Source organism: Pseudovibrio sp. W64 (assembly GCF_001623145.1).
GTDB lineage: Bacteria > Pseudomonadota > Alphaproteobacteria > Rhizobiales > Stappiaceae > Pseudovibrio.
This window is the reverse complement of the sequence record NZ_LMCI01000005.1, coordinates 42,157-68,691: the sequence shown is the minus strand read 5'-3', so window position 1 is coordinate 68,691 and position 26,535 is coordinate 42,157. Positions and strand designations below refer to the sequence as shown.

General features: G+C 51.3%; 25 protein-coding genes and 1 riboswitch. Of the genes, 14 read left to right on the top strand and 11 right to left on the bottom strand.

The genetic code is table 11. The features are described 5' to 3' along the window. The first annotated feature begins 737 nt into the window (after positions 1-737). From PsW64_RS03090 to PsW64_RS03065, 5 genes are all read left to right on the top strand, one after another. On the top strand, positions 738-1,364 hold the full coding sequence (locus PsW64_RS03090) for an RNA ligase family protein (RefSeq protein ID WP_057463008.1): 627 nt from the start codon (positions 738-740) through the stop codon (positions 1,362-1,364). 807 nt (positions 1,365-2,171) lie between these two features. Then, positions 2,172-2,381, top strand: a riboswitch (cobalamin riboswitch). A 344-nt stretch (positions 2,382-2,725) separates the two neighbouring features. Then, positions 2,726-3,508, top strand: coding sequence for an ABC transporter ATP-binding protein (locus PsW64_RS03080; protein ID WP_063294258.1), 783 nt, complete (start codon positions 2,726-2,728; stop codon positions 3,506-3,508). A 12-nt stretch (positions 3,509-3,520) separates the two neighbouring features. Further along, positions 3,521-4,459, top strand: a complete 939-nt coding sequence (locus PsW64_RS03075; RefSeq protein ID WP_063294259.1) for an ABC transporter substrate-binding protein — start codon at positions 3,521-3,523, stop codon at positions 4,457-4,459. Between the two features lie 2 nt (positions 4,460-4,461). After that, complete coding sequence (locus PsW64_RS03070) at positions 4,462-5,517, top strand: FecCD family ABC transporter permease (RefSeq protein ID WP_063294260.1); 1,056 nt, start codon at positions 4,462-4,464, stop codon at positions 5,515-5,517. A 257-nt stretch (positions 5,518-5,774) separates the two neighbouring features. Then, positions 5,775-6,482 carry a class I SAM-dependent DNA methyltransferase gene (locus PsW64_RS03065; RefSeq protein ID WP_057463012.1) on the top strand — a complete coding sequence of 236 codons (708 nt, stop codon included), beginning with the start codon at positions 5,775-5,777 and terminating at the stop codon, positions 6,480-6,482. 176 nt (positions 6,483-6,658) lie between these two features. Here PsW64_RS03065 and PsW64_RS03060 read toward each other — a convergent pair whose 3' ends face one another. Together PsW64_RS03060 and PsW64_RS03055 are read right to left on the bottom strand one after the other, a co-directional pair. Continuing rightward, complete coding sequence (locus PsW64_RS03060) at positions 6,659-7,126, bottom strand: DUF1499 domain-containing protein (protein WP_063294398.1); 468 nt, start codon at positions 7,124-7,126, stop codon at positions 6,659-6,661. Between the two features lie 306 nt (positions 7,127-7,432). Beyond that, positions 7,433-7,768: a hypothetical protein gene (locus PsW64_RS03055; RefSeq protein WP_063294261.1), complete on the bottom strand. Its 336-nt coding sequence runs from the start codon at positions 7,766-7,768 to the stop codon at positions 7,433-7,435. A gap of 451 nt (positions 7,769-8,219) precedes the next feature. Here PsW64_RS03055 and PsW64_RS03050 point away from each other — a divergent pair, with 451 nt between their 5' ends. Then, positions 8,220-8,858 carry a septation protein A gene (locus PsW64_RS03050; protein WP_063294826.1) on the top strand — a complete coding sequence of 213 codons (639 nt, stop codon included), beginning with the start codon at positions 8,220-8,222 and terminating at the stop codon, positions 8,856-8,858. An 87-nt stretch (positions 8,859-8,945) separates the two neighbouring features. Here PsW64_RS03050 and PsW64_RS03045 read toward each other — a convergent pair whose 3' ends face one another. Then, a complete protein-coding gene (locus PsW64_RS03045) occupies positions 8,946-9,491 on the bottom strand; it encodes an ActR/PrrA/RegA family redox response regulator transcription factor (RefSeq protein ID WP_057463014.1) in 546 nt (181 codons plus the stop codon). Positions 9,492-9,622: 131 nt separating this feature from the next. Then, positions 9,623-10,978, bottom strand: coding sequence for an ActS/PrrB/RegB family redox-sensitive histidine kinase (locus PsW64_RS03040; RefSeq protein WP_057463015.1), 1,356 nt, complete (start codon positions 10,976-10,978; stop codon positions 9,623-9,625). Positions 10,979-11,209: 231 nt separating this feature from the next. On the opposite strand from PsW64_RS03040, the gene secB reads away from it, so the two are divergent. The 7 genes from secB to rsgA all read left to right on the top strand — a co-directional run bounded on the left by secB (position 11,210) and on the right by rsgA (position 16,276). Next, on the top strand, positions 11,210-11,719 hold the full coding sequence (secB, locus tag PsW64_RS03035) for a protein-export chaperone SecB (RefSeq protein ID WP_063294263.1): 510 nt from the start codon (positions 11,210-11,212) through the stop codon (positions 11,717-11,719). 164 nt (positions 11,720-11,883) lie between these two features. Next, entirely contained in the window at positions 11,884-12,333 is a 450-nt protein-coding gene (locus PsW64_RS03030) for a hypothetical protein (RefSeq protein ID WP_063294264.1), read from the top strand. A gap of 41 nt (positions 12,334-12,374) precedes the next feature. After that, a complete protein-coding gene (locus PsW64_RS03025; protein WP_063302659.1) occupies positions 12,375-12,800 on the top strand; it encodes a hypothetical protein in 426 nt (141 codons plus the stop codon). Between the two features lie 71 nt (positions 12,801-12,871). Further along, positions 12,872-13,360, top strand: a complete 489-nt coding sequence (locus PsW64_RS03020) for a hypothetical protein (RefSeq protein WP_063302658.1) — start codon at positions 12,872-12,874, stop codon at positions 13,358-13,360. Positions 13,361-13,421: 61 nt separating this feature from the next. Continuing rightward, a complete protein-coding gene (locus PsW64_RS03015; RefSeq protein ID WP_063302657.1) occupies positions 13,422-13,934 on the top strand; it encodes a hypothetical protein in 513 nt (170 codons plus the stop codon). A 182-nt stretch (positions 13,935-14,116) separates the two neighbouring features. Further along, positions 14,117-14,917, top strand: coding sequence for a protein-L-isoaspartate O-methyltransferase (locus PsW64_RS03010; RefSeq protein WP_063302656.1), 801 nt, complete (start codon positions 14,117-14,119; stop codon positions 14,915-14,917). Positions 14,918-15,235: 318 nt separating this feature from the next. Continuing rightward, positions 15,236-16,276: a ribosome small subunit-dependent GTPase A gene (gene rsgA, locus PsW64_RS03005; RefSeq protein WP_063302655.1), complete on the top strand. Its 1,041-nt coding sequence runs from the start codon at positions 15,236-15,238 to the stop codon at positions 16,274-16,276. A 407-nt stretch (positions 16,277-16,683) separates the two neighbouring features. On the opposite strand, the gene PsW64_RS03000 is transcribed toward rsgA, so the two are convergent. From PsW64_RS03000 to PsW64_RS02980, 5 genes are all read right to left on the bottom strand, one after another. Next, complete coding sequence (locus PsW64_RS03000) at positions 16,684-18,276, bottom strand: sensor histidine kinase (protein ID WP_063302654.1); 1,593 nt, start codon at positions 18,274-18,276, stop codon at positions 16,684-16,686. Next, positions 18,273-18,974, bottom strand: a complete 702-nt coding sequence (locus PsW64_RS02995; RefSeq protein ID WP_063302653.1) for a response regulator transcription factor — start codon at positions 18,972-18,974, stop codon at positions 18,273-18,275. Before PsW64_RS02995 ends, PsW64_RS03000 begins: the two co-directional genes overlap by 4 nt. Positions 18,975-18,976: 2 nt before the next feature. Next, on the bottom strand, positions 18,977-20,575 hold the full coding sequence (locus PsW64_RS02990) for a DUF4153 domain-containing protein (RefSeq protein WP_208980541.1): 1,599 nt from the start codon (positions 20,573-20,575) through the stop codon (positions 18,977-18,979). Positions 20,576-20,776: 201 nt separating this feature from the next. Then, positions 20,777-22,834 (bottom strand): methyl-accepting chemotaxis protein, encoded by a 2,058-nt coding sequence (locus PsW64_RS02985; RefSeq protein ID WP_063302652.1) that lies wholly within the window; start codon positions 22,832-22,834, stop codon positions 20,777-20,779. Between the two features lie 344 nt (positions 22,835-23,178). Continuing rightward, complete coding sequence (locus PsW64_RS02980; protein WP_063302651.1) at positions 23,179-23,688, bottom strand: DUF2867 domain-containing protein; 510 nt, start codon at positions 23,686-23,688, stop codon at positions 23,179-23,181. A gap of 288 nt (positions 23,689-23,976) precedes the next feature. On the opposite strand from PsW64_RS02980, the gene PsW64_RS02975 reads away from it, so the two are divergent. Then, entirely contained in the window at positions 23,977-24,906 is a 930-nt protein-coding gene (locus PsW64_RS02975; protein ID WP_063302650.1) for an alpha/beta hydrolase family protein, read from the top strand. A 69-nt stretch (positions 24,907-24,975) separates the two neighbouring features. Here the strand turns inward: PsW64_RS02975 and PsW64_RS02970 are convergent, their stop codons facing one another. Further along, positions 24,976-25,413, bottom strand: coding sequence for a type III secretion system chaperone (locus tag PsW64_RS02970; RefSeq protein ID WP_153042330.1), 438 nt, complete (start codon positions 25,411-25,413; stop codon positions 24,976-24,978). A gap of 396 nt (positions 25,414-25,809) precedes the next feature. Next, positions 25,810-26,478, bottom strand: a complete 669-nt coding sequence (pcp, locus tag PsW64_RS02965) for a pyroglutamyl-peptidase I (protein ID WP_063294275.1) — start codon at positions 26,476-26,478, stop codon at positions 25,810-25,812. Positions 26,479-26,535 lie beyond the last annotated feature (57 nt).

Sequence of the window (26,535 nt, the reverse complement as noted above, 5' to 3'; positions counted from 1 at the left end):
CCTGCAAACAGACAGGCGAGTTTATTCCCCTCCGAAGAAGGTATTGTATTCACCGCCCTCCCGCTCATAGCAATAGGTTTGCGCGCTACCTATAAAGCAGGCACAAAAAATCCGCTAGTCGACGGGAGCGGTAACCGCTGTTTGGAGAGGTTTCGAAGCCTCATGTATGAATGTGGAATGAAAACCACAAGTTGTCAAATTGACAATTTTTACAAGGATGTGGATGACGGGGTTAGCGAGGCGTTTGTGTCGTGGCTTATGCCTGAGCATGTCGCTCTGGATCCCGGATCTACGCTGCGCTTGTCCGGGAAGACGGAGGGTGGCGTGAGAACCCTTTGGCGGGCGGGAGGCTAGAAACCTGCAAACAGACAGGCGAGTTTATTCCCCTCCGAAGAAGGTATTGTATTCACCACCCTCCCGCCCATAACAAAGGGCTTGTGCGCTTCATGCATGAGGATGGGATGAGGCAATTACTCTGTCAAACTGGTAGTTTTGACAGGGACGTGGATGGCAGGGGTTAGCAACTTGTTTGTGTCGTGGCTTATGCCTAAGCGTATCGCTCTGGATCCCGGATCTGCACTGCGTTTGTCCGGGAAGACGGTGGGTGGTTGTGGTTGCTCGTTAAAGCTTGTAATCACCACCCGATAAGAAGAAGGGGCGGTGTCCTGGCTCAATGAGCATAGGAATTAAAATCGGAGTTCCCTTATTCGCTTTGGAGATAAGGAGCTGCGGGATCGATGAAGAAGTATGGCCGCACCTATCATTTACCCAGCTCTCCCGGTGTTATGAGCGATGACAAGATCCTGCGGGATTTGGCGGTTCTGGAAAGCGCCGCAGAAGTCGTCTTTACCGAGAAGATGGACGGCGAGAACACGACTATCCTGCAGAGTGGATGCCATGCGCGTAGCCCTGACAGTGGGTATCATCCATCCCGTGATTGGATGAAAGCTTTTGCGGCAGGTGTTTCGCCGTGTCTTGCTGAGGATGAGCGGATCATCGGTGAGTATCTGTTTGCCCGTCATTCCGTCGCTTATGACAGGTTGCCCACTTACTTTCTAGGTTTTGCATGGATTGTTGGCGGCATCACACAGAGTTGGGATGCGACGCTGGACCGTTTCTCAGAGCTGGGCATTGCTCCTGTTCCGGTGTTGCACAGGGGCGTTTTCACTCAAGCAAGCGTTGATGGAGTGCTGAACGGGCTCAACCTGAGCAAACAGGAGGGCTTTGTCGTGCGAACCACTGAGGCTTTCCAAGAGGCTGACATGGCAACACATATGGCCAAGTATGTGCGCGCAGATCACGTACAGAGTGACACCCACTGGATGCATGGTGAGATTACCAAGAACGGGTTGCGAAGGAGCTAGGAGCACCTGAGCATTTGGCTCTGGATCTCGGATCTGCGCTGCGCTTGTCCGGGAAGACGGTGGGGTGTGCTGTTATTGCAGGTTTTCTTTGATAATCCGGGCAAATTTTTGAGCGATTTTTTTGTTTGGGGGCTTCCTATAGTACGCACCTTGTCCTTTTACCGTAACCTCCAACTCGTTGTTACTGAGTCTTCGAAATCTCGCTGATTGGCCTATCCCATTATTATTGTACTCTGGGAAACTTCCGATGATTATAGTTGCATCATCAGCATTTACTTGTGGCTGACTTGGATGACGAAAGCCTCCCCAAATACAGCCATTCGGCGGCCTTTCATCAACTGAGTGACGGACTTTGCTATGGTATGCGGGGCTTGACATTGTGCAGGGGGCTATACCGTGATTTCTAAAGATAGCAAGCAACTTGCGAGAAAGCTCCTGGTTCGTCATTGATGAATCGATTTTCACAATCTCCGTATGTCCAGGTGTCGGCAGGAGAGGTCCAATCAATAAACATCCCGAAACTGCAAAACAGACAGCGAAGACACTCAAGATTATCGAAGTCTTTTTAATGACTGTTTTCATCTCTTTTCACTTATTGCTATCCGGATGGTCAAAGTTGGTGAATTCAAGCAATCTCTGTTTGGTCATTGCCAAGAGCCTAGCAAGGCGTTGTCACAAGTGAAACTCATGGAAAACTTGGGATGGTTTTGCGAAAGTATTTGAGTGTTTCAAGTGAGTTGCTGGCAATTGCTATCAACAGCACCTCAGGTCTATTCTCGAAAGCGCTTGCAATTGAGGTCTGCAAAATTCAGTATGCGGGCCTATGGTTTCTGAGGTGCGAAAGGCCTCGGGATTAAAAGGGAACACGGTGAAGTGTAGCCAACAGGCGCTAATTCCGTGACTGCCCCCGCAACTGTAAGCGGCGAGCGACGCCAAGCATGCCACTGGAGAGATCCGGGAAGGCTGGCTGAGCACAGACCCGCGAGTCAGGAGACCTGCCATTATGTTTCACTTCAACCCGGGCGGGGCGTCCCGGAGGAGGCCATAATGGTTGCATTGGCGCAAGCCTCTCACATATCCGGTTTCTGTTTGCCCCTGCCGTTGCGCGGAGGGCGTTATGTTACCTGTTTCCTCAAGACTTAAACTTTATCCCGGATCGTTTTGCGAACCGCTGATGGTCGACGCGCGTGTGTGCTTGACTTTTGCCTCAGGATTCGACAATCAATGTAACGTTATAACGTTACATTGATGATGTGTAGCGTTTCACTCGGGTGGGTTGGTACGATGCTTGATCTTGTTTCTCATCATTTGGGCACCGTTGGCTGCCCGATTGGGGCTGAGCTGCGCACGGGTGCTTTGGCATGAGCGCGGTTTTTGTTTCTGTGTGCGATGTTTCGTGGGCGCCTGATCGGAAGAGTTCGTTGGTGTTGCAGCCGTTGAGTTTTGAGTTGGCTGCGGGGCAAGTGCTTGGCGTGGTTGGCGCGAACGGGGCTGGCAAGTCTACGTTGTTGCGGCTGCTCTATCGGTTCAACAAGCCGATGAGCGGGCAGATTTGCGTTGGCGGTGATGACATCTGGTCCCTCTCCGCCAAGATCACGGCACAGCGGGTGGCAGCGGTATTGCAAGAGCAGCCGACGGATTTTGCGCTGAGGGTGCGTGAGATTGTGGAGCTGGGACGCACGCCGTATCGCAGTGGGTTAGCAGCTTCCGGAGAACGAGACCGGCAGGTGGTGGACCGTGCGATCCGCGCTTTGCAGCTGGATGCCTTGGCCGGACGGTTGTTTGGCACGCTTTCTGGCGGAGAGCGGCAGCGGGTTATGGTGGCGCGGGCGTTGGCGCAGGAGCCAGAGCTGCTCATTTTGGATGAGCCGACCAACCATCTCGACATTCGCCATCAGCTAGAAATTCTGAAGCTCATTGAAGAGCTGGATCTGACGATCATCACCAGCCTGCATGACCTGAACATGGCAGCTGAGGTGTGTGACCAGATCCTGTTGCTGGACCACGGGCAAATGCTTGGATTTGGGGTGCCGGAGCAGATCCTCTCTCCCGCTTTGGTTTCCAAGGCTTTTCAGGTGCGCACAACGCGCGAACAGCTGGTGGACCGACAACACTCTCTTCTGACATTTGATCTGCATTCTTAAGGGTACTTTTTCATGAAAAAACTTGGTTTGGCGCTGGCTGCGGCGCTGCTTTCCTCTTCCGCTGCGCTGGCAGAGGTTTCCGTCAAGAGCTGTAACCGCACTGTCGAATTTGATGGCGTGCCGCAGCGGGCGGTATCGCATGACTCCAACCTCACAGAAATGATGCTGGCACTGGAGTTGCAGGACAACATGGTGGGCTACACCGGTATTTCTGGGTGGAAGACGCTGGATGAAGAGCTCACGGATCAAGTGGCTGTGCTGCCGGAGCTTGCCCCAAAGTATCCGAACAAAGAAATCCTAATTGGTGCTGACGCGGATTTCTTTTTTGCAGGTTGGAATTATGGTATGAGGGTTGGTGGCGAGCTCACACCGGAGACGCTGGAGCCGTTCGGTATCAAGGTGTACGAGCTGACCGAGAGCTGCATCCATATTGGCGAGAAGCCAAAGGTTTCCATGGATGACATGTACAATGATCTTTTGAACCTTGGCCGCATCTTTGATGTTGAAGAGCGGGCGGAAGCGTTGGTGCAGGCTTATCGCGAAGACCTTGCGCAGTTCAAAGCTGGCTTGAAGGCTGCTGACACACCTCTGCGTGTGTTTGTTTATGACGGAGGTGAAGATTCTCCGTTCACTGCTGGTCGTTATGGGATGCCAACCGCGCTGATTGAGGCTGCTGGCGGCACCAACGTGACGGATACATTGGATAAGAGCTGGGTGCGCGTGAACTGGGAGGCTGTGGTTGAGACCAACCCGGAAGTGATCGTGATTATCAACTACGGCGAAGTGACTGCTGCGCAGAAGCGTGAGTTCATGCTCAACAACCCCGCCTTTGCGGATATGGATGCGGTGAAGAATGACCGGTTCGTGACGCTGGAATATGCTGAAGCAACTCCGGGACCACGGAACATCAAGGCGATCAAGAAACTCGCAACCGCATTCTGGGGTAACTAACAATGAGCGAAGGAACCGGCGTTGTTGTAGCCCCCAAAGAGGGCTCTTCTCATCATTTGCTGCAGATTTGCTGCGTGGGATTGGCTGCGCTGGTTCTTTCTGTCTGCCTTGCGGTCTCCGTTGGGGCGGTTTCCATTTCCATGGAGACTGTATGGGGTGTTCTTGCCAACAAACTGGTGCCGGGCACGGTTGAGCCGAGCTGGTCGCTGGGGCGGGAGAGCATTCTCTGGGAGATCCGCCTGCCCCGTGCGCTGCTGGCGATCATGGTGGGGGCCGGGCTTTCCATCGTGGGAGCTTGCCTTCAATCCGTCACCCGCAACCCGCTAGCTGACCCGCATTTGATCGGCATTTCAGCTGGTGGCGCGTTTGGGGCGGTGTTGGCTCTGCTGCATACGGGGCTGTTTTTGGGGATGCTCACCGTACCTTTGCTGGCGTTTCTGGGTGCTCTTGGGGCAACGCTGCTGGTGATTGGGGTGGCGAAGTTTACAAGCGCTACCAGTGCCGACCGTCTGGTGCTGACGGGTGTAGCTGTGAGCTTTGTGCTGATGGCAGGCGCCAATATCCTCATCTTTTTGGCAGACCCACGGGCGACGCATACTGTGGTTTACTGGATGCTGGGCGGATTGGGGCTGGCGCAGTGGGCACATCTCGCCTACCCGTTGGTGGTGCTTGCTTTGTGCGGGCTCTGGCTGTGGTTTCGCGCAGGGCATTTCAACGCGATGACAATTGGCGATGAGACGGCGACAACACTTGGCATATCCGTTGGTGCCTTCCGGCTGGAAACCTTTGTGATTGGTGCGCTGATTACGGGTGTTATGGTCGCGTTTTCCGGCATGATCGGGTTTGTGGGGCTTATGGTGCCTCATATTGTGCGGCTGTTTGTTGGCGGCGATTATCGACGCCTGATCCCTGTTTCAGCGCTGTTTGGGGCGATCTTCCTATTGCTTGCAGATGCTGCTGCACGGACGCTGATGAAGCCGGAAGACATGCCGATTGGCATCATTACCGGGCTTATTGGCGGGATTTTCTTTATCTGGCTCTTACGGGAAAAGCGGTAGCTCTGCCGTTTTTCAGGGGTTCTGACACCTCGTTGTCGCTGCGATATGAGCTTGAGCTTGCCGTCATCACGACACAGTTTTTTCGCGTTAGACTCATACAAGGCCCATCTGGCAGCATGGCAGAAACACGGATTTTGAAAGGTATTTACCTTTATTCCAGTTGGTTTCGGCTGCTTTTAATTATGGTTTTGTCGCATATTCCTAGGCGTTGATCAGAGGTCTTGTTCGGGAACATGTGTTTGATGCGGAGTACGTGAATGACATCTCGGTTGTATAGCGATTTTGCCGAGCAGTATGATGAGGCCATTCAGGAGAACATCTACAACGCTCTTTTAGAGCGCCCCACCCTGCTTGGCATGCTGCCGCCGCTGCAAGGGCTGAAGGTGCTGGACCTTGGGTGCGGCCCCGGCGTGTATGCGCAGTTTCTCTATGATCACGGAGCTGATGTAACCTGCATTGATGAATCCGAGCAGATGCTGAAGCTGGTGAAAGAGAAGCTGGACGACAACGTAAAGTGCTACACCTCTGACCTGTCTAATGGGTTGCCGGAGAAACTGGAAGGCACGTTTGATATCGTGATCTGTCCGTTGATGATCCATTACGTCGAAGACCTGAACAAGCTTTTCAGAGACATCGGGAACGTGTTGAAGCCGGGTGGTTACTTCGTGTTCTCAACCCATCATCCGCTGGTGGATGCACAGTGCTCTCCAAGCGGTAGTTATCTGCGTCAGGAACATGTGACGGAGGAATGGAACACCATTGGTATGCCGGTGAAGGTGAGTTTTTATCGCCGCCCACTCTCCATGCTGTTTGGGTGGCTCTCAGCTGCCGGAATGTGTGTTGTGGACCTGCGCGAAGGGATGCCAGCTGCCGAGATGAAGGAAAAATCTCCAATCCACTATGAGAAGCTGCAGAAGAATCCGAGCTTCATCTTTTTCAAATGCCAGAGCCACTGCAGCAAGTAGGCCGCCCTCCTGACTCGCTTCAGACTCACTGGCTACTTACAGTTTTGTGAGTCTCAATGTTTCTGCGGTTTATCTCCCGCAGAGTCAGTGCGCTGTATGCAGTCGGGTAGATTCATGAGTCATTTCAAGGAGATATTGACTCTGCGAAACTCACAGGTGTGTTAGTTGCCTCTGAGTCAATTCTCAGTGTCAGTGAATGTGGAATAAATGCTTCTGAAACGCTCGTAGCGAGCCTTGTTGGCGCCCATATCGCTGTAGCCAACGCGGGATTGAGAGCGGTAGTGCACGACGCCTGCTTCTTCATCGATCCAGAGCTCTACATCGTCGTTGTAACCCATGCTTGAGCTCGTGAAGACGGCGTGGAGGTATGATCCTTCTACCTTGCTGATCTTGTTCTTGCCCATCTCCTGTAAGGTGTTGGTGAGAGCTGCCTGTGTGATCTCAAAGGAGGAGAGCATGGACAGAGGCTCTACACGGCGGGCTGTATCTTCTGTTTGAGAAGAGACGGCATTGGGGGAGTTGGGCAGGGCTGCAAACTGACCATCATGCACGCCAACATAATCCGGCACTCTAGAGTTTTGCCAAATAAGTTTTACAGTGACGCCAACCACAAGCGCGACCAGAAGAATTGCAATAACAGCCATTTTAGAAAGACCTTTGAATATCATCGTTCCCGGATTTCCCACTTGCACAAAGCATAACTCATTCAGAGGTTGCGGGCGAAATGAAATTCTAGTGTTTAGAGTGCGACACAATCTGTTCGCATCTCTTCCAGGTTTGCATTTGAAATCAGATAGGCTGCTCTGCAACTCTGAACATGTCATCAGAAACAGCAAAGGCGGAGCTGAGGATTAATCCAAGCGCCGCCTTAGAATGCTCAATCACGACTGACTTGCAAGTGCTCCCAGCCTCAAACATATGATCTGGTGAGCAAGCGCTTAAATGTTGACTTAGTCAATCACGCCCTGCTCGCGCGCTTCGGCGATGAGCTCAGAGCAATATTTTTCACGAGCGGCAGGATCTTCGATTTTCTGAACAACTTGCTCATGCACCATAGACATCATGACTACACTCATAACAAACCCCTCATCTTCACTCTTGATTTCGTCGAGCAGTGCTTTGCCCCTTGCATCAGGAATAATGAGTCCGCAGCTTTTTTCTGCTCCAATGAAGCTCGCGATGGTGGCGTGCTTGATCATTGCATCTTTAATTGGGCCAGCAAAGGCAGACTGCGTAGAAGCACTAAGCAGAAGTGCAGCTGCGAGGCATTTGAGAGTGGTTTTCATAATATTTAGTTCCAGATGAATTTGGATATATCGTCACTACACATCAACATGTGCAGCATTTTAATAAATATGAGATTCAAAACACTCTTTCGACGAAAACTCATCGCGAACTAATTGATAAATTTTGCTTTTTGCCATTTGTAATTCATGAGTAAAATCAAATAGACACATCAAATGTGGTTACAAAACACTCATAAATTGCTTAGAATATCTAATGCAATCTAAATTTCAGCACTAACTAGCAAACAAACTGCTACTTCCTAGTTGGCTGTAACACCTCGCGTTTTGCAAGATGAACGCATAATTAAGGCTATAGCCCCTCAAAACGGCTATATCGGTGCCATAAAACTTGACGATTTTGCAATTTCGCTCTTAATTGCCCTTTTAATAGCAAAATTGCTGCTTAAATCTCTCAGGTCGGGAGAAAAGCAACAAAAGGAAGCCTTTGCAGATGAATTCAGAACGCTCTACGCAGACAACTGAGCGCCAAGACGTTTCGCCACTTTTGAAACTGGCCCTTGAGCTCGGTCCATTGGGCGTTTTCTTCATCGCCAACTCCAGAGGCGCACAGCTTGCCGAGATGTTTCCTGCATTGGGTGCTCTTGGTCAGCCGATCTTTATTGCAACAGCTGCCTTTATGGTGGCAATCACCATCTCCCTCACCGTATCTTACATCCTCACCCGTCATCTACCGGTGATGCCGGTGGTGTCTGGTGTTGTGGTGCTCGTGTTTGGCGCACTGACGCTGTATTTGCAGGACGATCTGTTCATCAAACTCAAGCCAACCATCGTGAACACCCTGTTTGGTTCCATCCTGCTGGGTGGGCTGTTCTTCGGTAAATCTCTGCTGGGATATGTGTTTGACAGCGCCTTCAAGCTGGATGCGGAAGGCTGGCGCAAGCTGACTATGCGCTGGGGTCTGTTCTTCTTTGTGCTGGCGCTGATCAATGAGTTTGTCTGGCGCAACTTCTCAACGGACTTCTGGGTGGACTTTAAGGTCTTTGGTTTCATGCCAATCACCATGGTCTTCACCATGATGCAGCTTCCGCTGATCCAAAAGCACAGCTTAGAGAGCGAAGAGAAGAGCTAAAGCTCTCTCACTTTCCCAAGTACAGACAAAATTAAAGCGCGGTTTGAGCCGCGCTTTTGTGTTTTTGTAGCAATGAATGCTGCCGGATTAGCGCGGTGCGCGCTTTGCCAGGATGCGCTGGAGTGTTCTGCGGTGCATGTTCAGGCGTCGGGCTGTCTCTGAAACGTTGCGGTCACACAGCTCATAAACGCGCTGGATATGCTCCCAACGAACCCGGTCAGCAGACATTGGATTGTCTGGTGGTGGGGCTTTATCGTTTGGACGACGGGTCAGCGCTGCCAGAATATCATCAGCATCAGCTGGCTTTGCGAGATAGTCAATGGCACCAAGCTTTACTGCTGTTACAGCAGTTGCGATGTTGCCATAGCCGGTCAGGATGATTGCGCGCGCGTCCGGCTTTTTCATGCGGATGGCTTCAACCACGTCCAGACCGCTGCCATCTTCGAGGCGCATGTCTACGACAGCATAATCAGGTGCCTGTGCTGCAACTTTACTCAGCGCTTCTCTTACGCCGTCAGCGGTTTCCGTGTGAAACCCTCGTTTCTGCATCGCACGTTCCAAGCGCTGCTGGAAAGCACGATCGTCATCAACGATTAGAAGGCGTCCAAGAGGTGCAACTTCTGGTTCTGTCATTTTGCAGGTCCGATTAATCTACGGTATTCACAGGACACTTTAGTATATTTTTCAGTTAAGGGAAGTTCCCATGGGCTTTTATAGCCAGATTTCGCTAAAGTATTTTTACTAGGATACCTAGAGATTTACTCTCAGGATTCTGGAGTTTGCGCTCCCTGATCCATAGTTTCACGTAGCCAGCGTATATGAACCAAAGCTCCGCGGTCAGGATCTTTTCGATTATGAAAATTCACTCTTCCACCAGAGCGCTCCAGCAATGTTTTGGCAATGAAGAAGCCAAGTCCCAAGCCACCGCCTGACTGGCGTTCTGCTTCGTCGTCAAATTCTTCCTCGCCATCCTCTGAAATTGCAGGCGCAGAGCGTTTGGAAACATAGGGTTCGCCCATTCTGGCAAGCACGTCCGGCGCAAAGCCTGGCCCGTCATCCAGAATGAAGATTTCGACGTGCTTATCATCCCACTTCGCTTCGAAAAGAACGGTGGTTTCTGCGAAGTCTACGGCGTTTTCGAGCAAGTTGCCGAGGCCATAGCTAATGGCAGCATCACGGACACCGACAGGTTCCGGTCCAACGCCTTCAGCCTTGATATTGATTTCAATGCCGAGACCTCGGTGCGGCTCAGATACATCTGCCAGCAGCAGCGAAATCGGCATGCGTTGGAACACCTGATCGGCATCACTGGACAGGCTTGTGAGCTTCTTCAGAATCTCACGACAACGCGCGGCCTGAGAATAAACCAGCTCAGCATCTTCACGCAGTGGGTCGCCCTTCTCAAACTCGGTGGAGAGCTCTTTGGCCGTCAGATAGATGGTGCCCAGCGGTGTGCCAAGTTCGTGCGCGGCAGCTGTTGCAAGGCCGTCCAGCGCGGACAGATGCTTCTGGTGCGCCAGGACCATGTCACTGGCTGCCAATGCATTGGAGAGCTGGCGAGCTTCTTCAGCAACCCGCAAAGAGTATGTTGCCATGAAGAACATGGAGCACATGAGCGAGAACCAGACACCGACAAGGTAGAGCGGCGGCAGATCAATCTGCGTGCCATCATACCATGGCAGCGGCATATGGAACGCGGTGAGCAGCGTGACGACTGCTCCGGCCAGCGCGCCGAGAATGATGGTGTTGCGGGAAGACAGCGCGGTTGCAGAGACGACAACAGGTGCAAGAATGAGGAAACAGAACGGGTTGCCCAGACCACCTGTGAGGTAGAACAGGCCACCGAGCTGAATGATATCGTAGGCCAGCTGAGCTGCTGCTGCATTTTTGGAAATGCGCGTGCTTGATGGCCAGCGAATTTTGAGAATGACATTGAGCCAGGCGGATGCGGCCACCAGAACGTAGCTGTAACCGATGGGAAGCGGGAAGTTGAGCAGATAGTGCACCACAAGCAAAGAGACAGTTTGTCCTGCCACTGCCAACCAACGCAGGCGCACAAGCGTATCCAGCTTGATCTGCGGGTCTAACAGTCGCGACTGCCCTTCCGGTGTGCTCATCATTTAATCTTGCTCCAATATGTCACAGATGCCCTTCATAAATCACAGGTGATCCACTTGCCAATGGGTTATGTGGCAGAACTATCTTGTTTTGCCGCTGAAATGTTAGCATAGCCTTGTATCCGCCTCTGGGGCATGCTAGCCACCATCTAGTTGCGCAGGTACGGCAAACAAACACTTAAGAGTGACAGTGTGTTGTACCAGTGATTGTTATTGCGACACGGGAAAAACGATATGAGTGAAGCTAATACTGCTGGTGAACAGGGTGAAGCAGCTGCACCAGGCATGAACATCCTGGCTCAGTACATTAAAGACCTTTCTTTTGAAAACCCAAATTCTCCAAAGTCTCTTCAGCCAGGTGAACAGCCAAAGCTGGACATCAACGTAAACGTTGGTGCGAACCCAATTGGCGAAGACCAGTTCGAAGTTATTATTACTCTGAACGCAAAAGCGAACACTCCTGAGCAGGTTCTGTTTGCTGTTGAACTCGTTTACGGTGGCGTATTCCAGATCACCGGTGTTCCTCAGGAGCATATGCACCCGTTCATCCTGATCGAGTGCCCACGCATGCTGTTCCCGTTTGCTCGCAACATCCTTGCAGACACCACACGCAATGGCGGCTTCCCACCACTGCTGCTCGATCCAATCGACTTTGCAGCTCTGTACCGTCAGAACCTCGCTCAGGCTGCTGCTGCTCAGCAGGCACCTGCTGCAGGCGAAAACGGCGAAGCGAAGCCAAACTAAGAATTTTAAGTTTCCGGCATTCCGTCGGTACTTTGACAAAGCCACGTTGGATTCCAGCGTGGCTTTTGTTTTGCCTGCAATTCGATATTTCGATCTAGGAAGATATTTATGTTCGCCGCCTAGGATCTCCGCGATAAACGGAGAGAGGCCTCAAGAGACTTAAGATGCGGCATCCAAACTTACGAAGTATCGCTGGTGCTCTGGGCATTGTTGCCCTCATGATGACACCTGTTGGTTCCCTTGCTCAGGACGAGCCGGAAATTGCCGGCCCGGAAGACTGGCACGCCTACAGCTTTTCAGCTGAGCAGATCACCGGAGACATTATTCTGGCTCCCGGGACGATCGAGATGGGCAAATCTGGAATTCTGACAATCACGGGCGTTGAAGGGTATACCCCCAACCTCTTCTCCTTCACTGGTGCAACGTCTCTCGACCTGCCAGAGGGCAAAGTTTTCTGCGAGAAAGACGTCGATAAAGGTTTCATGATCATCGACCGGTCGCAGCCAGATTTTCTCGTGATTGATGTCTTCGGAGGTGATGTACCGCCTGAAGCTGGCAAGAGCGTTGATCAGCAAGCCGGGTTCTGCGGCTCGTTTACCTACAACAAGTCGTAGGGCAACCTACGCCCTGACTGTTTCAATCAAGGTAGTTCCAAATGAAAATCAAGATTACTTCTGTCTTTCTGGGCTTGTCTCTTGCTTCCATTCCGCTTGCTTATGCTGGCGAGGCTCCTGATAAAAAATGGGGTGCCTCCAGCACCACCGCGACCAGTATTACCGGTGACATCGTCGTGGGGATGACCTCAATCACGATGGCAACAGGAAGTGTACTGCATATTAAGCCTGTAACCAGCGAAGTTCCCAATCTCTACCGCTTTACGGGCGCTGATATGCTCATGCTGATCCGTAACAACAATCTCTGTTTACCAGACACGACAGATGGCTATCTCGTTCTCAGCTACCCAAGCAAGAACATGCTGGCAATCGATGTTTTTGACGGTGATATGCCGCCTATGACGGTAGAAGGCATGGAAAGCCAATCCAATTTCTGCGCTTCTTACAGCTATGAAATGCCTAGATAAGAAACTCCATATTGTACCCAAGTAAGCATTGTGCAAAATACGGAGCATTCTGTCGGTTGCACGGGGCTGGTATGCAGATCAAAGACGCCAACTTCTATCGGAAATACTACAAGAAGTACCACGGCAAGGATCCGTACAAGAAAACTCCAGAGCCTCTGACGCGCCTTGGAGTTGCCCGCAAATATCTGAGCTACCTGCTATTCTATATCTCTTCCACCTTTCTCATGAGTGGCTATGCTACAAGCATGCGGGATTTGCTGGTCTTCAATTATGCCGTTACATGTGCACTTGTTGTGGTTGCCGTTTTAATCTGGCCGCGTGAGGTGAAAGCGCTGGAACTCATTGGGCGGTATGTTGGTATCGTTCTCTTCGCGATGGTGTATAGCGCAGTCATTTTGCTGCCAATTGCATTCACAATCACCGCCGAAGAGTTTGCCACGTTTCTAAAATCCTTCCCATGGATCGTTTATGCGGTTTACATCCCCCCGGCAATTTACGCAGGCATCATGACCTGGCGAGCTCCTGCAGCAAAGAACAAGGCGAACAACACTATACTGTGATCTCTGTGGAAGCTTGGTTGCGTTGGCTTTATCTCTATGCGAATAAACGAGAAATCGTTTTATGCGCGGCGCACTTATGCAAAACAAAGCCATCAGTTTTTATAAAAGATATAGTGGTCAATATTCTGAGCAGGAACTCTTTGATCCGGATTCAATGCCGCTGACGCGCTTTGGTCTCATACGCAAGTATCTGAGCTTTGTGGTCTTCTATGCCTCTTATCCGTATGTAAGTAAGTTGGTTGACGCCACTGCTCAAGATAGCTTGTTCATCAATTCAATCTATCTTGGCGGATACCTTGTTTTAGCTGCCGTTTTATGGCCGAGACGCTTTAATATTTTAGGCTTCCTAACCCGGTATCTCTGCACCTGGGGTGTTGTCGTTTTATATTGGATGCTGATCATTTATCTGGTCTCACCAGAAAAGCTCAGGGTACTGGTTGCAGCTTATCCTTGGTTTACTAAGGCGGCCTACGTACCTTTTGCGCTTTATGCCTTTCTTATGATCTGGCTCGCTCCTCCTTCCGAGAAACGCACATCAATCCGTAACCAGCTCCGCGCAATAGGGCTCCGTTAAAGTTTGGACCCTTATTTCAACTGGTCTTCAATTGCTCTTGGGAAAAGTTAGTCTGTCCTGGAGTTTGTGGCACTCACGTGCTGCGCTCTAATATTTGATTTGAGTAGACCGATGCGGTTTGATTGAATCCGGTCGCATGGGTCATACTTTCTCTCTTCTCTTGAGGCGGCGGTTTTTCTGCGATGTCTGAAAACGCATACGCGCAAGAAGTTTGTTACAATTTGCGCGGTGGGAACCGGGCATTGCTGATGGATGCGTTTGCCACTGTTCGCAAAGAAGATTTCCTCTTTCCTCCTCCCTGGCGTGTCGCTATCACAACGCAAGGGTATGGCCGCAGGGCGGTTCTGGAGGATCCAGAGGACCTTTATCAGGACATGCTGGTAGAGCTTGTGCACGAGGCCAATATCAATACTGGTCAGCCGTCTTTATGGGCGCAGATCTTCAACTGGTCAGACCTCAAGCCGGGTATGGCGGTTTTTGAGTCAGGTTCTGGCCTTGGCTATTTCACTGCCATCATTGCTCATGTGGTTGGCGCTGAAGGCGTTGTCTACTTCGATGAACCGCATGACAAACTGCATGATCCGTGTCGCGAGAATCTGGCGTCCATTGCGAACGTTCATGCAGATTACAAAGGCGCGCCGTTAGATCGGGTCTACCTTTGCTATGGCACAACAACGATCCCGGCCCAGCTTTATCTCAATACCAAGCTGCGGGGGCAAATCGTGTTTCCCTTTACCAATGACTGGGGGCATGGCTTCTTCATCAGCTTGAAGAAGAAAAAGAAGGCGTGCGAGCTGAAGGTCAGCTCCCCGTGTGCATTTGTTGTCAGCCACACATACAAGAACAGTCCGTTTACAGACGATTTTGGCGAGCTTTATGACATGACGGTGGACATCAGCTTGGTTGAGCAAGCGCTGAATGATGACGTGCTGGACGTGGCGAAAATGATCCATCTGGCGCTCGAAGCCAGGTCGAACTCTTAGAGCACATCGCGCTCCAAAATCTTTAGTGCAGCGACTTCTTGTAGTTTGACTGAAGCCAATCAGACACAACGCGCTTTGGCCATTATGCCGCACGGGAATCCTGCTTGCCAAACACCCGGTAGCTCTATAAGCTCATAGATGTTGCACAAGAGTGTGATGCCCGAAACGTAACCAAAGGAGGTGTTTGATGATTGTAATAAAGGTGCCTCAGGCAGGTTCGTTTAAATAGGCAACACGCCTTACCTGCCTGACCCACTTTGGGGTCCGTATGCGATGGCTACGGCGACCCTTTGGTGCTGTTCTATTTCAGGCAGATAAATGTCCCATAAATTGATTGAGCTGGGTTGGTCGGCTCATTTTATGATGCAGCTTCGTGATGACGAGCTGCAAACCCTTTCTGTTGCGCGCATTACTCAGGTTCATAGGAACCAGATGGTCGCCATCAGCAGTGAGGGAGAGTTTTCTTTGAGCGTCCCAGGCCATGGCTCTACCGGCTCTTATGCCGTTGGTGACTGGGTTATCTATGATTCTCAGTTTCAGGTTACGCGTGTTCTTGACCGCCTTACTGTCGTGGAACGACGGGCCGCAGGCGAAGATGCACGCACGCAGCTGATTGCGGCTAATCTGGATGTGCTGTTCATAACCACCTCCTGCAACAAAGACTTCAACATTGCGCGCCTTGAGCGATATCTGGCTGTTGCCCAGCAAGCCGGCATTCAACCTGTTGTGCTGCTGACAAAAGCCGATTTAGTGGAGGACACGCGGGACTTTGAAGTGCAGGTGCAAAAGATCGATCCTTTGTTGCCGGTCATAGCTCTTGATACCCGCGATGCCTCTCAAATCACGCCGCTCTTTGACTGGTGGAGAGCCGGACAGACGGCAGCTTTGGTCGGGTCGTCTGGTGTTGGTAAGTCTACCATTCTCAACAGCTTGAGCGGGTCTTCCGCCAAAACCTCTGGCATTCGTGAAGATGATGCCAAAGGCCGGCATACAACGACGGCACGCTGCCTTTACCCGATTGGTGAAGGCCGCTGGCTTATGGACACGCCGGGTATGCGTGCCCTGAGGCTCTATGAGGTTTCCGAAGGCGTTTCGGCGGTGTTTCAGGATCTGGTTAATCTTGCTGAGGACTGCCGGTTTGGTGATTGCAGCCATGATGCAGAGCCTGGGTGTGCCATCCAAGCTGCGATTGAGTCGGGTGAGCTGGATGCTGCCCGGTTGAAACGCTGGCAGAAGCTGGTGCGGGAAGAGCGATACAACACTGAGACTGTTGCGCAGTCCCGGTCCCGTTCAAAAAACTTCTCAAAAATGATCAAACGCGTGCAAAGCGGTAACCGACACATGAAAGGCGACGCCTGACACTCATGACATGCACTCCCGTGATGTAAGTTTGCGGGAGTGCATAAGGGCGGTTTCTTGCGTTTTTTTATATTTCCAAGGGGGAGCCGACCCACGAATTTGGCAGTTTCCGCAGGTCGGCCAGATGTCTTTGAAGTGTTGTTGTGTTGAGGCAACTTCAAAGACCTCGGGAGGCTTATCCACTCGGTAAATTTGCTGTCTGACCGAAGTGGTGACGCTCACCTATTTTTTAACCGAATGCAGTGCTGCAATACCGTACTCGGTGTGGCAGCCTTGTTTTTGCAGCTGCTTTAGATGAGTGTCGCGCGGATCCATGAAACAAGCTGTCCTATAAAGAACAGCGCAAGATTTTTTTTTAGGCTAGACGCTCCCCGCGAAGCAGGGGGAAGTCACGCACAGATTCGGGATTATGCGTCCTGTGGCAGGACTTTGGGCAGCTCAACACAGAAGGTTGTTTCTGCACGATCCGCTAAAAAGGTGAGAGAGCCGTAGTGAGATTTCACCATGGACTGCACGATGCCAAGGCCCATTCCGGTCCCACCTTCTGAGCGGCGGGTTGTGAAGAACAGGTCAAAAATTTTCCCTGCATTCCCCTCAGAAATACCGCTTCCATTGTCGCAAATGTAGAATCGCAGTGTTGTCGGCGTTTCTTCGATTTGGATAGTAACTTTTGTGGCCGCGTGGTTGATCGCATTGTCCACCAGGTTGAAGAAGATGATTTCTGCATTTTCAAGCGTGATCGGCACTTGGACCGAAGATTGGCTCTTACAGTTCACTTCAAGACTAGCGTATTGATTTTGAAGGTGGTCGAGCAGGTTTTCCAGATCCAGCTGGCCCGTTGATTTCGGGTTATCTGCACGCGCCAGATGACGCAAGCGATCCAGCAGAGCTGTTACCCTGTCGGAGTCTTTGAGTATATTATTAAGAAAGCGGTTTCGCTGTTCCTTCGACATGTCCTCACCAGACTCCATGAGCAGCTCTACCGCGCCCTTGGTTGCTGTGATCGGAGACTTCAGTTCATGCGCGGCGTGTGAGGCAAATGTTGAGATGTAATCTGCTCTCTCGGATATCTTGCGCGCCATAGACAGAAAGCTATCTGCCAGCGATGCAAACTCACGTGTGCCGTTGTGTTTGAGCGGGGCGATTGCGTTTGCATCACCCGTACTGATTCGCTGCGTGCGCTCTATGAGCTCATGGATTGGCTTCGTGATTACCCGCAGAAAGACAAAGCCAATCAGCGCTGTCACCAGCAATGTGAATGCGCTTGCTATGGCAACAATTTCCCATTGCTTGAAGAGCTGTCGCATTGTGTTGCTTGGGGTTCTGGACGCATAAATCACGCCGACAACCTTGTTGTGCAAGATGACTGGCATTGCGGAGAAAATACGCGTTGCCGTTCCGCGGCTTAAGGATGAGAAAGCTGGAGCGGGTTCATCTGAAATGCGTTCTCGTAAAACGCTCTTGTATTCACCCGAAAGAGCTGCCTGAACCTCTTCAATGTGGCTTAGAGAGAGCCCCAGTTCGCTGCGCCCAGCGATGACATTTCCTTTGTGGTCCAGCACCCGGAAACCGGCCAAAGTGACCTTTTGAGTTTCTACGAGCAAGGGAGACAAGCGGCTCCCGATCTCTTGCATAATGTCGCTCGATGGATCACCTGAAGGACGCGCTTTTGCCCGGCGTGGGTATGTTTTTGCAGAAAACAGATAGGTGCGGGGGGTGATGGGTTTGTAGGGGCCATTTTCAATGGAGATGGTTTGTTCAACGGCTGCAAACTCACCGAGCTCTATCTCCTCTTGCTCTGCGACCATGCGTGACATGACTGCAGACAGGACAGCGCTTTGGGCGATCAGTGCATTTTCTGTTTGCTGGAAAATCTGGTGCTCAAAGATGCGGAAGAACAGGATGATGGCGAATGGCAGCAGAAGCACGCTTAGCAACACAGCAATGACAACCATGCTCAGGGTCGGGCGCCACTTTTTGCGGGTTGTGGCAGCCTTCATGTTGCAGCAGACATGGCTGCTAACCGAAACCCGACGGCATGAACGGTTTCGATGAGGTTGGGAGCCCCTGCATTTGTCAGCTTCGAGCGCAGATTGCGGATGTGGCTGTCGATGGTGCGGTCGGAGACATGGATATTCGGCGGGTATGCGAGATCTATAATTTTGTCGCGCGAAAACGTCATTCTTGGACGGTCGAGAAACAGTTTCAGGATCTCAAACTCGATAGATGTCAGCTCCACAGGTTGCCCGCGATACGTCACAGATCGGTACGCGGCATCCAGTTGCACGCCTCCGGCTTCTCGTTGAGCAGAGCTTGCCGGTTCTGCGAGCTTGGAGCCTTTTGTCCTTTTCAAAATTGCGCCAATACGCGCGACCAGTTCCCGAGGGCTAAATGGCTTGGTGACGTAGTCATCACCGCCCATCTCCAAACCGAGGATCCGGTCAATTTCTTCATCGCGCGCTGACAGGAACAGGATTGGCACTTCTGAGTGCTTGCGGATTTCCCGGCAAACCTCAAAACCATCCATTTCAGGCATACCGATATCGAGGACGATCAGATCTACCGGCTCGTTCCTGAAACGGGCGACAGCATCGAACCCATCTTGAGCAACGCTTGCTTTGTAATTGGCTTTTTCGATTGCGAAGGTGATGACGTCGCGAATATGAGCGTCATCATCAACTACGAGAATATTTTGCATTTTCAGAGGCCCGGATCGTCACGATATCGAGTTTTACTGTCGCTTGGTGCCGTTTGCAACTCAGTCGGGGTTTGCAATTCGACCGGGACCTCATTCTCTTGCAGATAATCGAGCAGCAACTGATTTCTAAGGCTCCAAAGGCGCCAGTCCCTTGCGTCGAGCCGCACGTGGAGAGCCATGTAACGCCGGGAGGACTGCAACTCTATCAATCTCCCATTTTTGCCTTCAACACCGCGGTCCAGCTCGCTTTTGATCTTCGCATCAATTGCAGGGATCGCCTGCGGACCAAGTTTTATCAGATACCAATGGTCAAACTTGGTGCCCTCGGCGTAAGTCACGTTGTAGTCTGCAATCAAAGCGGCAGTGTTTGTGAGGCTGAGGGAATACAGGATCACCGCGACCACAAGCATGTTCACCCGAACAAGCCAGCTGTTGTCACGCTTCAGCGCGAGCTTCACAACAATGCTAAGCACCCCGATAAGCACCAGCATCACCCAGATCAAAGCGTAAAAGCGCAGGTAAGTCATTGAATACTCGCTGACGTAGTTGCCGAGGCGAGCAAGGCAGGAGACCACAAGCAGAGTGGTTTGAACTGTCCATGCCAGCAGCAGTACCTGCACAAGCTTGGATTTTGCGGTCGCAGCCCCTGAACGGCTGGCAAACAGCACGAAAATTGCAGCAAGCAGAGCGGCGATGATGAGCGTATAAACGCCTGAGTGTGCGTAATTGGCGTATGTGGTTCCTGCAGGAAGTTCTTGAGAACCCCACAGGTAGACAGCATCCAACACCGTTTGCAGGGCGAAGAGGCCGTTGAAGAGGACCAGTGAGCGAACCACTGCCTTGTAGCCAAAGAGATCATCCATCACTGATTGATAGGCCTGAACGACTTCCTGCTCCGGTGTTTTGACACTCGGCACAGTAGTTTTCTCTTTCTTCAGCTTTTTTCTGAACTTGACCCGCAGAAACGGCCAGACCAGAGCAAAGGCAATGGACCAGAACACGATGCGTGCCATGTTCAGTTTTTCGAAGAACTTTCCAGGATTGATGTTGAGCAACCACTGCTCAATGACCGGGTTTGATGAGCTGAACAGGTAGAGGAAGACCGGGAACAGCGTTAGCGGCAAGAACCAGGTGAACGCCAGTTTTGCGTAGTTGGAGAATGGCCGCTTGCGACGCTTCACGCGACTTAGGGTGATCATGTCCTTTACAAAGCCCAGCGGCCAGCGGCGCAGGAAAACGAGCAGCACTCTTATTAACTTCAGGTCGAAGGCGTTTATGCGCAAGTTCATGATCAGTGCGCTTGTGGCTAGTGATAGGATCGCAATAAGGCCGCTGAGGAAATCCCACTGGAGCACGCTTGGTGCAACGCCAGCAATCACTGTCAGTCCAGCGATCCATGCACGGTGAGCACTTACCCTGCCCGCACCTGCCAGCATGATTGCAAAGGCAACGGCCACGATGAAGACGCTGAAGCCGATTTCTGCGCGGTGGCCAAAGAATAAGAAATCTGCGAGCAGGCAGAGCCCCAGACCGAGGATAAGACGCGCCTGAATGCCAAGGACAGGCATCCATGGCAGTTGTTTGCGAGAGGTCGATAACATTGATTTTGCCCCAAAATCACTTGAAAGAATGAAGTTGGGGGAGATCTAGAGACCTCGATTGCAGGGAGTTGGGCAAAACACATGAGATCGCGTGCAGATTTGTGCAGTTTTTGTGCAGGCGGTTTTCATGATGTGTTGAGCAGTGAAAAAGGCAGCCTACACTGATGCGCAAACTGCCTTTGGTTTGTTGTTTCAGTCTCCCTAAGCCGCTTTTATGTCACCAAGGAACTGGTCGATTTCCGTGCGGAGGTGGTCAGCTTCTGTGCGGAGTTCTTCGGAAGCGATGAGGACTTGCTTGGAGGTTACGCCGGTTTGGATGGCGGCCTCGTTGACCTTGGAGATGTTTTCCGTGACCTCCGCCGTTCCACCTGCAACTTCGCTGACGTTGGTTGCGATTTCCTGCGTGGCGAACTTTTGCTCACTGATTGCACTGGAGACAGCACTGGCACGTTCGTCGATCTCACGAATGATCTTGTCGATGTCTTCCATTGCCGTGAGAGAGCCCTCTGTTGCGCGCTGGATATCTGCAATCTCGTTGCGGATCTGCTCGGTGGCCTGAGATGTCTGCTCTGCCAGCGACTTCACCTCGCTTGCCACCACAGCAAAGCCTTTGCCTGCCACCCCTGCCCGCGCGGCCTCTATTGTGGCGTTGAGCGCAAGCAGATTGGTTTGTTCGGCAATATCTGTGATGATGCTGACCACATCCCCCACACTTTGCGCAGCCTTGCGCAGTTCTGCTGCGTCGGAATTAGCGCTGTGCACTTGCTCTACGGCCTCTGAGGCTGCTTTTCGGCAATGGTGCATCTGATTGCCGATTTCGGCGACGGAACTGTCGAGTTCCTCCGTTGCTGAGGCGACGGACTGGACGCTGCGGGACGCTTCTTCAGCTGCGGAAGCCACGGCTTTGGATTGGGAGCTTGTGAGCTCGGAGATATTCGACATTTCCTGAGAGGAGAGCTGCATGGTCTGCGAATTGCGGCCCATGGTCTCCAGTACGTATGAGACAGCCTGCTCAAAATCAGCGATACGCCCTTCCAGAAACTCACCACGCTCAAGCTGGGCTGCGTGCTGAGTGTCTTGCTCGTGCTTCAGATCACACGCCAGGATCATATTTTCCTGGAATACGGATACCGCCTCGATCATCTGGCCCACTTCGTTTTTAGCAGGCTCCGGCAGTTGGATGTTCAGATTGCCACTCGCAAGTTGCTCCATGGCTTCAATGATACCTGCGAAGGAACGTTGGATGGATTTGATAAGGATGAGGGACATCAAGAACACCAACAGGAAGGCAACCGCAGCAATGCTCATGTGCAGGGTCAAGCGTCCGTTGGCATCGGCCTGAAGATGCTCCGTATCTGTGATCAGGCTTGCGGCGATGGTGTTTTCCAGTGTCTTGAGCTGATTGATCTTTTGAGAGGCCGTTTCAAACCACTCCGGACCGCTTATTGCTTGCAAGCCAGTTGTGGAGTTTGCACCACCCAGCGCGATGTCGCGGTAGGTGTTCAGCTTCGTGTTGGCAGCCCCTTCCTGCACCTTTGTGAAGTCTGCAAAGATTTCACGTGTGGCATAGGTCTGGAAGATATGGGTAAAGGCCTCTTGTTCCACGATCAGCTTTTGAAACTTCTTCATAGCTGCAGGTGGGAACGCGTTGCTTGCAAAGCCAGCAGCACCAACCGCCCGCTCCAACCCTGCCCGCTCCTTTGCCAGAAGGAAGGCATGATAACTCACAATTCGATCTACAATTTCCGCGTTGGGGCTGAGCTCGCTCATGGAACCGATGATATCCAACTTCTCGGAGTTTAGTTGGGTGTAGAAACTGACAGCCTCTCCAATCTGCACGTTGAGGTCATCTACTTTAGAACGCATGGCTGGTGTCTTTTGCAGTTGCGCGTTGATGCCTTCCAGGCCTGCTGCAAATTCTGACTGATAGATGGTCAGGTCAAAGCCATTTAGAAACTGCAGGTAGTCGATGCGCGCTGTATCGGTTGCCCGGCGCTGCTCTTTCAGGTCAACCGCAAACTGCTGGCCTTTGCTGACGAGGAACAAGGCAGTGGCTCCGCGCTCTTTTTGCTGCTCATGCACCAGACTGCCTATTTTGACCGATAGGCGCGTGAGCTGAGACAGTGCTGCCAGCTTCTGCTCGTCCTCGGTATCCACCTTGATGAGCTGATAGAGAAAAACGAGAGCTGCAATACTGGGAATAATTGAGAGCAGTGTTATGGTATGAACAATTCTGAGCTTAGCTAAATATGCAAACATGATAATATGGGTCCGATGAAATCTAGCTAAGCATTTTCCCTTGTTGATTTACGGCCAGTTAACGATACAGGGCCGATTTCATGCATGCGAGTAGCATTTGGAATCGTGTGAAAGCTGCACTTTTGATAGAGCCTTGTTCAGAAATTCTTTTTCTGGAAATGAAGTCCTTTTGTTAATCAGATAAAAAACATTAGTTATTTCATATATTCTTTAAAAACAAACATTAGATATATCAGTAAACTGATTAATCAGGTCAACAATTACTCGCAGACAAACTTAAATCAGAGCAGAGATTCGAAATAAAACGCCTCATTCAAGAGATTAATACATTCTGATTAAGCGTTTTACTTAGCTGAGGAAAATGCACGACTTACGTTACGTAGCATGCGCCAGGAAATGAACTTGTGGGCCGGACCAACGGGCAGCATGTAGAGGTCGCCGAACCAGTTGTGGGTGATGACTGAGGACGTGATGCGGACCAGCGCCCCTTCATTTGCAGCGTCGACACTGATGGTGGTCATGACTGAGAGGTGCTTGTCTCTTGAGGTGAGCACTAACTCGCGATCCTCGATATGTTCCACCAAAAAGAAGTCTAGATGATCTCCCACATCTGGCGGTGTGGCTGTACGTTTGTCTCCAAATCCTTTTATCTTTGTGACGCCCGCTAATGCGGAGATTTGGTCTCTCACCCAAAACGCAGCGCTGAGCCAAGCGGAGCGTTTGCTGAACAACGCACGGTAGACTTCAAATGCGGTTGGTTGTGCGTTTATCTTCAGAGAATTGACGTGATAGAAGTTAAGCTCTTCGCGTGGAGCAACCAATTGAGGGACCGGGAGGGATGAGATTTCCGGCATTTCTGATGCTCCTTCAATGTAGCCATGACTAATGTGACCTTCTCTTTAGAATAATCTAAAGTACTTTTATAGACAACGGATTAGATCCTGTTACGCAGCTTGCCTGAAACTATAATTATATATCTTAGGCGCCACACTCTCGCCTTATGATTGCAGCACACTTTTCCTTGCACCAGTTCGGTGTTTCTATTTTATATTACGGGCAGATCACGTTGAGTGTGAGGCTCAGCAAGACAGGCTTTTCTGTATGGCTCTGTGCGCTTGCTGTGTCTGCTCATGGGGGAATTTATGCAATCTAGTTTGCTTCGTGTTGCTATTGGGTGTTCTGTTCTCTTCACTGCTCAGGCCGCTTTTGCATCAGGCCTTTATCTTGTGCGTGAAGACGGCAGTGAGATCACAATCTATCTGAAATCCCAAAGCCCGAAGGACGCGACCGACCTCCTTGTTCTCATTCAAGGCTCAGACTGCAACAGCGTTGCTCACAATACTCTGATCAATGAGGAATTCTCGCAGGTGCTGCCGGAAGCGGATGTGTTGACCGTTGAAAAATACGGCATCACTTCGGATCTTTCCTGGGATCGTAATGATGAACGGCCAGATTGCCCAGCGGATTACATCGAGAACGACTCACCGGAACGTCGAACAGCAGATTACATCAAGACTATCAATCAGCTGAAAGAAGGCGGGGTTTACGAGCGGGTGTTTCTGTTGGGCGGCAGTGAAGGTGCTGTGGTTGCCAATATGATTGCTGCAAAAACTGATTTTGTGACGGCCAGTGTTGCTCTGAATGGTGGAGGGCGTCACTTTATTGATGATATCCTGCACAACATGAAGTCCAGCGGCATGCCTAATGAGGCGTTTAAAGAAGCCTCTGCTGGGTTCAAAGGCTTTGCACAGCAGATCACCACAAGCAAACCGTTTGACGTCAACATGAGCGGGCACGGCTATAGCTGGTGGAACGCTATGCTGAAACTAGATCAGTTAGAGATTCTGGCTCAGGTTGAGAACCCTTTATTGATTGTGCAAGGTGGGCAAGACCAAAGCGTTTCACCTGAAGCTGTTGATCAACAGATTGCGAAACTCACGGAGCTGAGTAAGACCAATATTACTTACAAATCCTACCCAGACATGACCCACTCCTTTGAAGGAGCTGGAGGGGAAAGCATGGTCGAGCAGGTCATCACCGACATTAAGGGATGGTTGGCGCAGCTGGATTGATCCATCGAAGGGCAGTTTTCTGCCCTTTTCTTTTTTGGTGGGGGATGGATTGTCAGCTTGGGCTGCTGATTAATGCAGTTCCAACTTTGCCTTGGCGCTATCTTGCGAGTGACAAACACCATCGCGCTTCATTTTGCGCTCGCACAGACGTTGGGAGGCAGGGGTGAACTTTGGCCTCCACGCACGGACAACTTCTTTGAATTCTGCAAGGAACAGTTTGAGTTCTGTGGCATCAAGCTCTTCAAGAGCGATGCAGGAAACAACGGCAGGCTGGCCAAGGGCAACACGAATGAAGGTAAAGCGGTTCTTTGCGGTATGGTTCTCGTGCAGCATCTGAACCATGACATGTTGCGGTACATCGGCATCCTCTGAGAGGTAAGCCATCATCTTCAGGCGCTTGTCGCAGGCCCGCATGTGGATCTCAATATCATCAGCATTCAGCGTACACTCACCGTCTGTATTAAAGACAGGCGCTTCCATGCCGCCATCCGATGCAACCTTATTCATAAGTGTTTGCGGTGTCATATTCTGCAAGACAAACCATCCAATCCATTTGTTTCTATAGTGGCGGAAAATATCGAATATTCTCCTAAGAGCTCCCCGTTTTTGAGGCAGGAAGTTCCAGTGACCACTATGAATTGGAATAAGGGCAGAAACTGTCTTCTATGAGACACAAAGCCGTGATGTGCGTGCAGAAATCGTCAGTCTTACCACCTAAATAACGCCGCTGTGATCTGGGCTGACCCGCAAAACTGCGAAGGCAGTCATATGAGTTGTGAAATTTGCAAAACACAACCCAACTTGATCACATCTGCTGAACTCGGCGTCAGAGGGTATGGATAAGTGTTGAGAGACGCTTTTATGCCCGATGTGTCATTTTTTTGGTGCTCGGGTGTGTCCTTTTCAGATCAGCATCTTGGAGATGATGTTGATGTTCTGGTCCTGATGATTGGCCTGTAACGCCTCAATTCCGGCTCGCATACCTTTGACCAGAGTGTCGACTGACATGCTTGGTGCGCCGAGGTTCTGGATCATGGCGGCAACCTCCGGCAAATGAGGCAGATGCACCCAACCGGCCCGAACCGGGAGATTGTGTTTCGCGATGTGGTGCAGGACGCCGTACATGAGATGATTGCAGCAGAACGTGGCAGCTGAATCCGAGATATCCGTTGGCACCCCAGCATCACGCATGGCTTGCGTCATAGCCCGAAGAGGAACCGTTGCGTAGTAGCCAACTGGCCCATCTGGCACGGTCAGCTCACCTTGAAGTGTGACACCTGCGGTATCGGTTACGCCATAGCGAGCGCAGTCGTTGAGGTTTTGTGCGAGGCGCTCCAGAGTGATCATGGAGCGACCACCATATTCGCCCAGCATGAGGACAGAGCTGGGTTTCAGCTCTTCCATGGCAGCAACGGTTTCTTCTATGCAGTGAAAATAGCTGCCAGAGACGATGCGGGAGACGATTTTAGCACCAGCGATCTCTTCACCATCCAGTGCCAGCGCAAGCTTTTCTGCCGGATTGGTGGGCGTATTGGCATAGGCGCCAAAGCCTGTGATGAGAATGGTTTCCATAAAATGCGCTCCCTCTCGTTCAGATCGCGCAAATGGTACCCAGAGCAGCTTAAGCCT

Bases quoted from the DNA above. Each gene is read 5' to 3' on its own strand.
- PsW64_RS03075 (WP_063294259.1), top strand. From the start codon at position 3,521: ATGAAAAAACTTGGTTTGGCGCTGGCTGCGGCGCTGCTTTCCTCTTCC.
- PsW64_RS03050 (WP_063294826.1), top strand. From the start codon at position 8,220: ATGAATTCAGAACGCTCTACGCAGACAACTGAGCGCCAAGACGTTTCG.
- PsW64_RS02975 (WP_063302650.1), top strand. From the start codon at position 23,977: ATGCAATCTAGTTTGCTTCGTGTTGCTATTGGGTGTTCTGTTCTCTTC.
- PsW64_RS02980 (WP_063302651.1), bottom strand. From the start codon at position 23,688: ATGCCGGAAATCTCATCCCTCCCGGTCCCTCAATTGGTTGCTCCACGC.
- PsW64_RS03065 (WP_057463012.1), top strand. From the start codon at position 5,775: ATGACATCTCGGTTGTATAGCGATTTTGCCGAGCAGTATGATGAGGCC.
- PsW64_RS02990 (WP_208980541.1), bottom strand. From the start codon at position 20,575: ATGTTATCGACCTCTCGCAAACAACTGCCATGGATGCCTGTCCTTGGC.
- PsW64_RS03090 (WP_057463008.1), top strand. From the start codon at position 738: ATGAAGAAGTATGGCCGCACCTATCATTTACCCAGCTCTCCCGGTGTT.
- PsW64_RS02985 (WP_063302652.1), bottom strand. From the start codon at position 22,834: ATGTTTGCATATTTAGCTAAGCTCAGAATTGTTCATACCATAACACTG.
- rsgA (WP_063302655.1), top strand. From the start codon at position 15,236: ATGTCCCATAAATTGATTGAGCTGGGTTGGTCGGCTCATTTTATGATG.
- PsW64_RS03055 (WP_063294261.1), bottom strand. From the start codon at position 7,768: ATGAAAACCACTCTCAAATGCCTCGCAGCTGCACTTCTGCTTAGTGCT.
- pcp (WP_063294275.1), bottom strand. From the start codon at position 26,478: ATGGAAACCATTCTCATCACAGGCTTTGGCGCCTATGCCAATACGCCC.
- PsW64_RS03070 (WP_063294260.1), top strand. From the start codon at position 4,462: ATGAGCGAAGGAACCGGCGTTGTTGTAGCCCCCAAAGAGGGCTCTTCT.
- PsW64_RS02995 (WP_063302653.1), bottom strand. From the start codon at position 18,974: ATGCAAAATATTCTCGTAGTTGATGATGACGCTCATATTCGCGACGTC.
- PsW64_RS03060 (WP_063294398.1), bottom strand. From the start codon at position 7,126: ATGGCTGTTATTGCAATTCTTCTGGTCGCGCTTGTGGTTGGCGTCACT.
- PsW64_RS03015 (WP_063302657.1), top strand. From the start codon at position 13,422: ATGCGCGGCGCACTTATGCAAAACAAAGCCATCAGTTTTTATAAAAGA.
- PsW64_RS03020 (WP_063302658.1), top strand. From the start codon at position 12,872: ATGCAGATCAAAGACGCCAACTTCTATCGGAAATACTACAAGAAGTAC.
- PsW64_RS03025 (WP_063302659.1), top strand. From the start codon at position 12,375: ATGAAAATCAAGATTACTTCTGTCTTTCTGGGCTTGTCTCTTGCTTCC.
- PsW64_RS03030 (WP_063294264.1), top strand. From the start codon at position 11,884: ATGCGGCATCCAAACTTACGAAGTATCGCTGGTGCTCTGGGCATTGTT.
- PsW64_RS03045 (WP_057463014.1), bottom strand. From the start codon at position 9,491: ATGACAGAACCAGAAGTTGCACCTCTTGGACGCCTTCTAATCGTTGAT.
- PsW64_RS03080 (WP_063294258.1), top strand. From the start codon at position 2,726: ATGAGCGCGGTTTTTGTTTCTGTGTGCGATGTTTCGTGGGCGCCTGAT.
- PsW64_RS03040 (WP_057463015.1), bottom strand. From the start codon at position 10,978: ATGATGAGCACACCGGAAGGGCAGTCGCGACTGTTAGACCCGCAGATC.
- PsW64_RS03010 (WP_063302656.1), top strand. From the start codon at position 14,117: ATGTCTGAAAACGCATACGCGCAAGAAGTTTGTTACAATTTGCGCGGT.
- PsW64_RS02970 (WP_153042330.1), bottom strand. From the start codon at position 25,413: ATGAATAAGGTTGCATCGGATGGCGGCATGGAAGCGCCTGTCTTTAAT.
- PsW64_RS03000 (WP_063302654.1), bottom strand. From the start codon at position 18,276: ATGAAGGCTGCCACAACCCGCAAAAAGTGGCGCCCGACCCTGAGCATG.
- secB (WP_063294263.1), top strand. From the start codon at position 11,210: ATGAGTGAAGCTAATACTGCTGGTGAACAGGGTGAAGCAGCTGCACCA.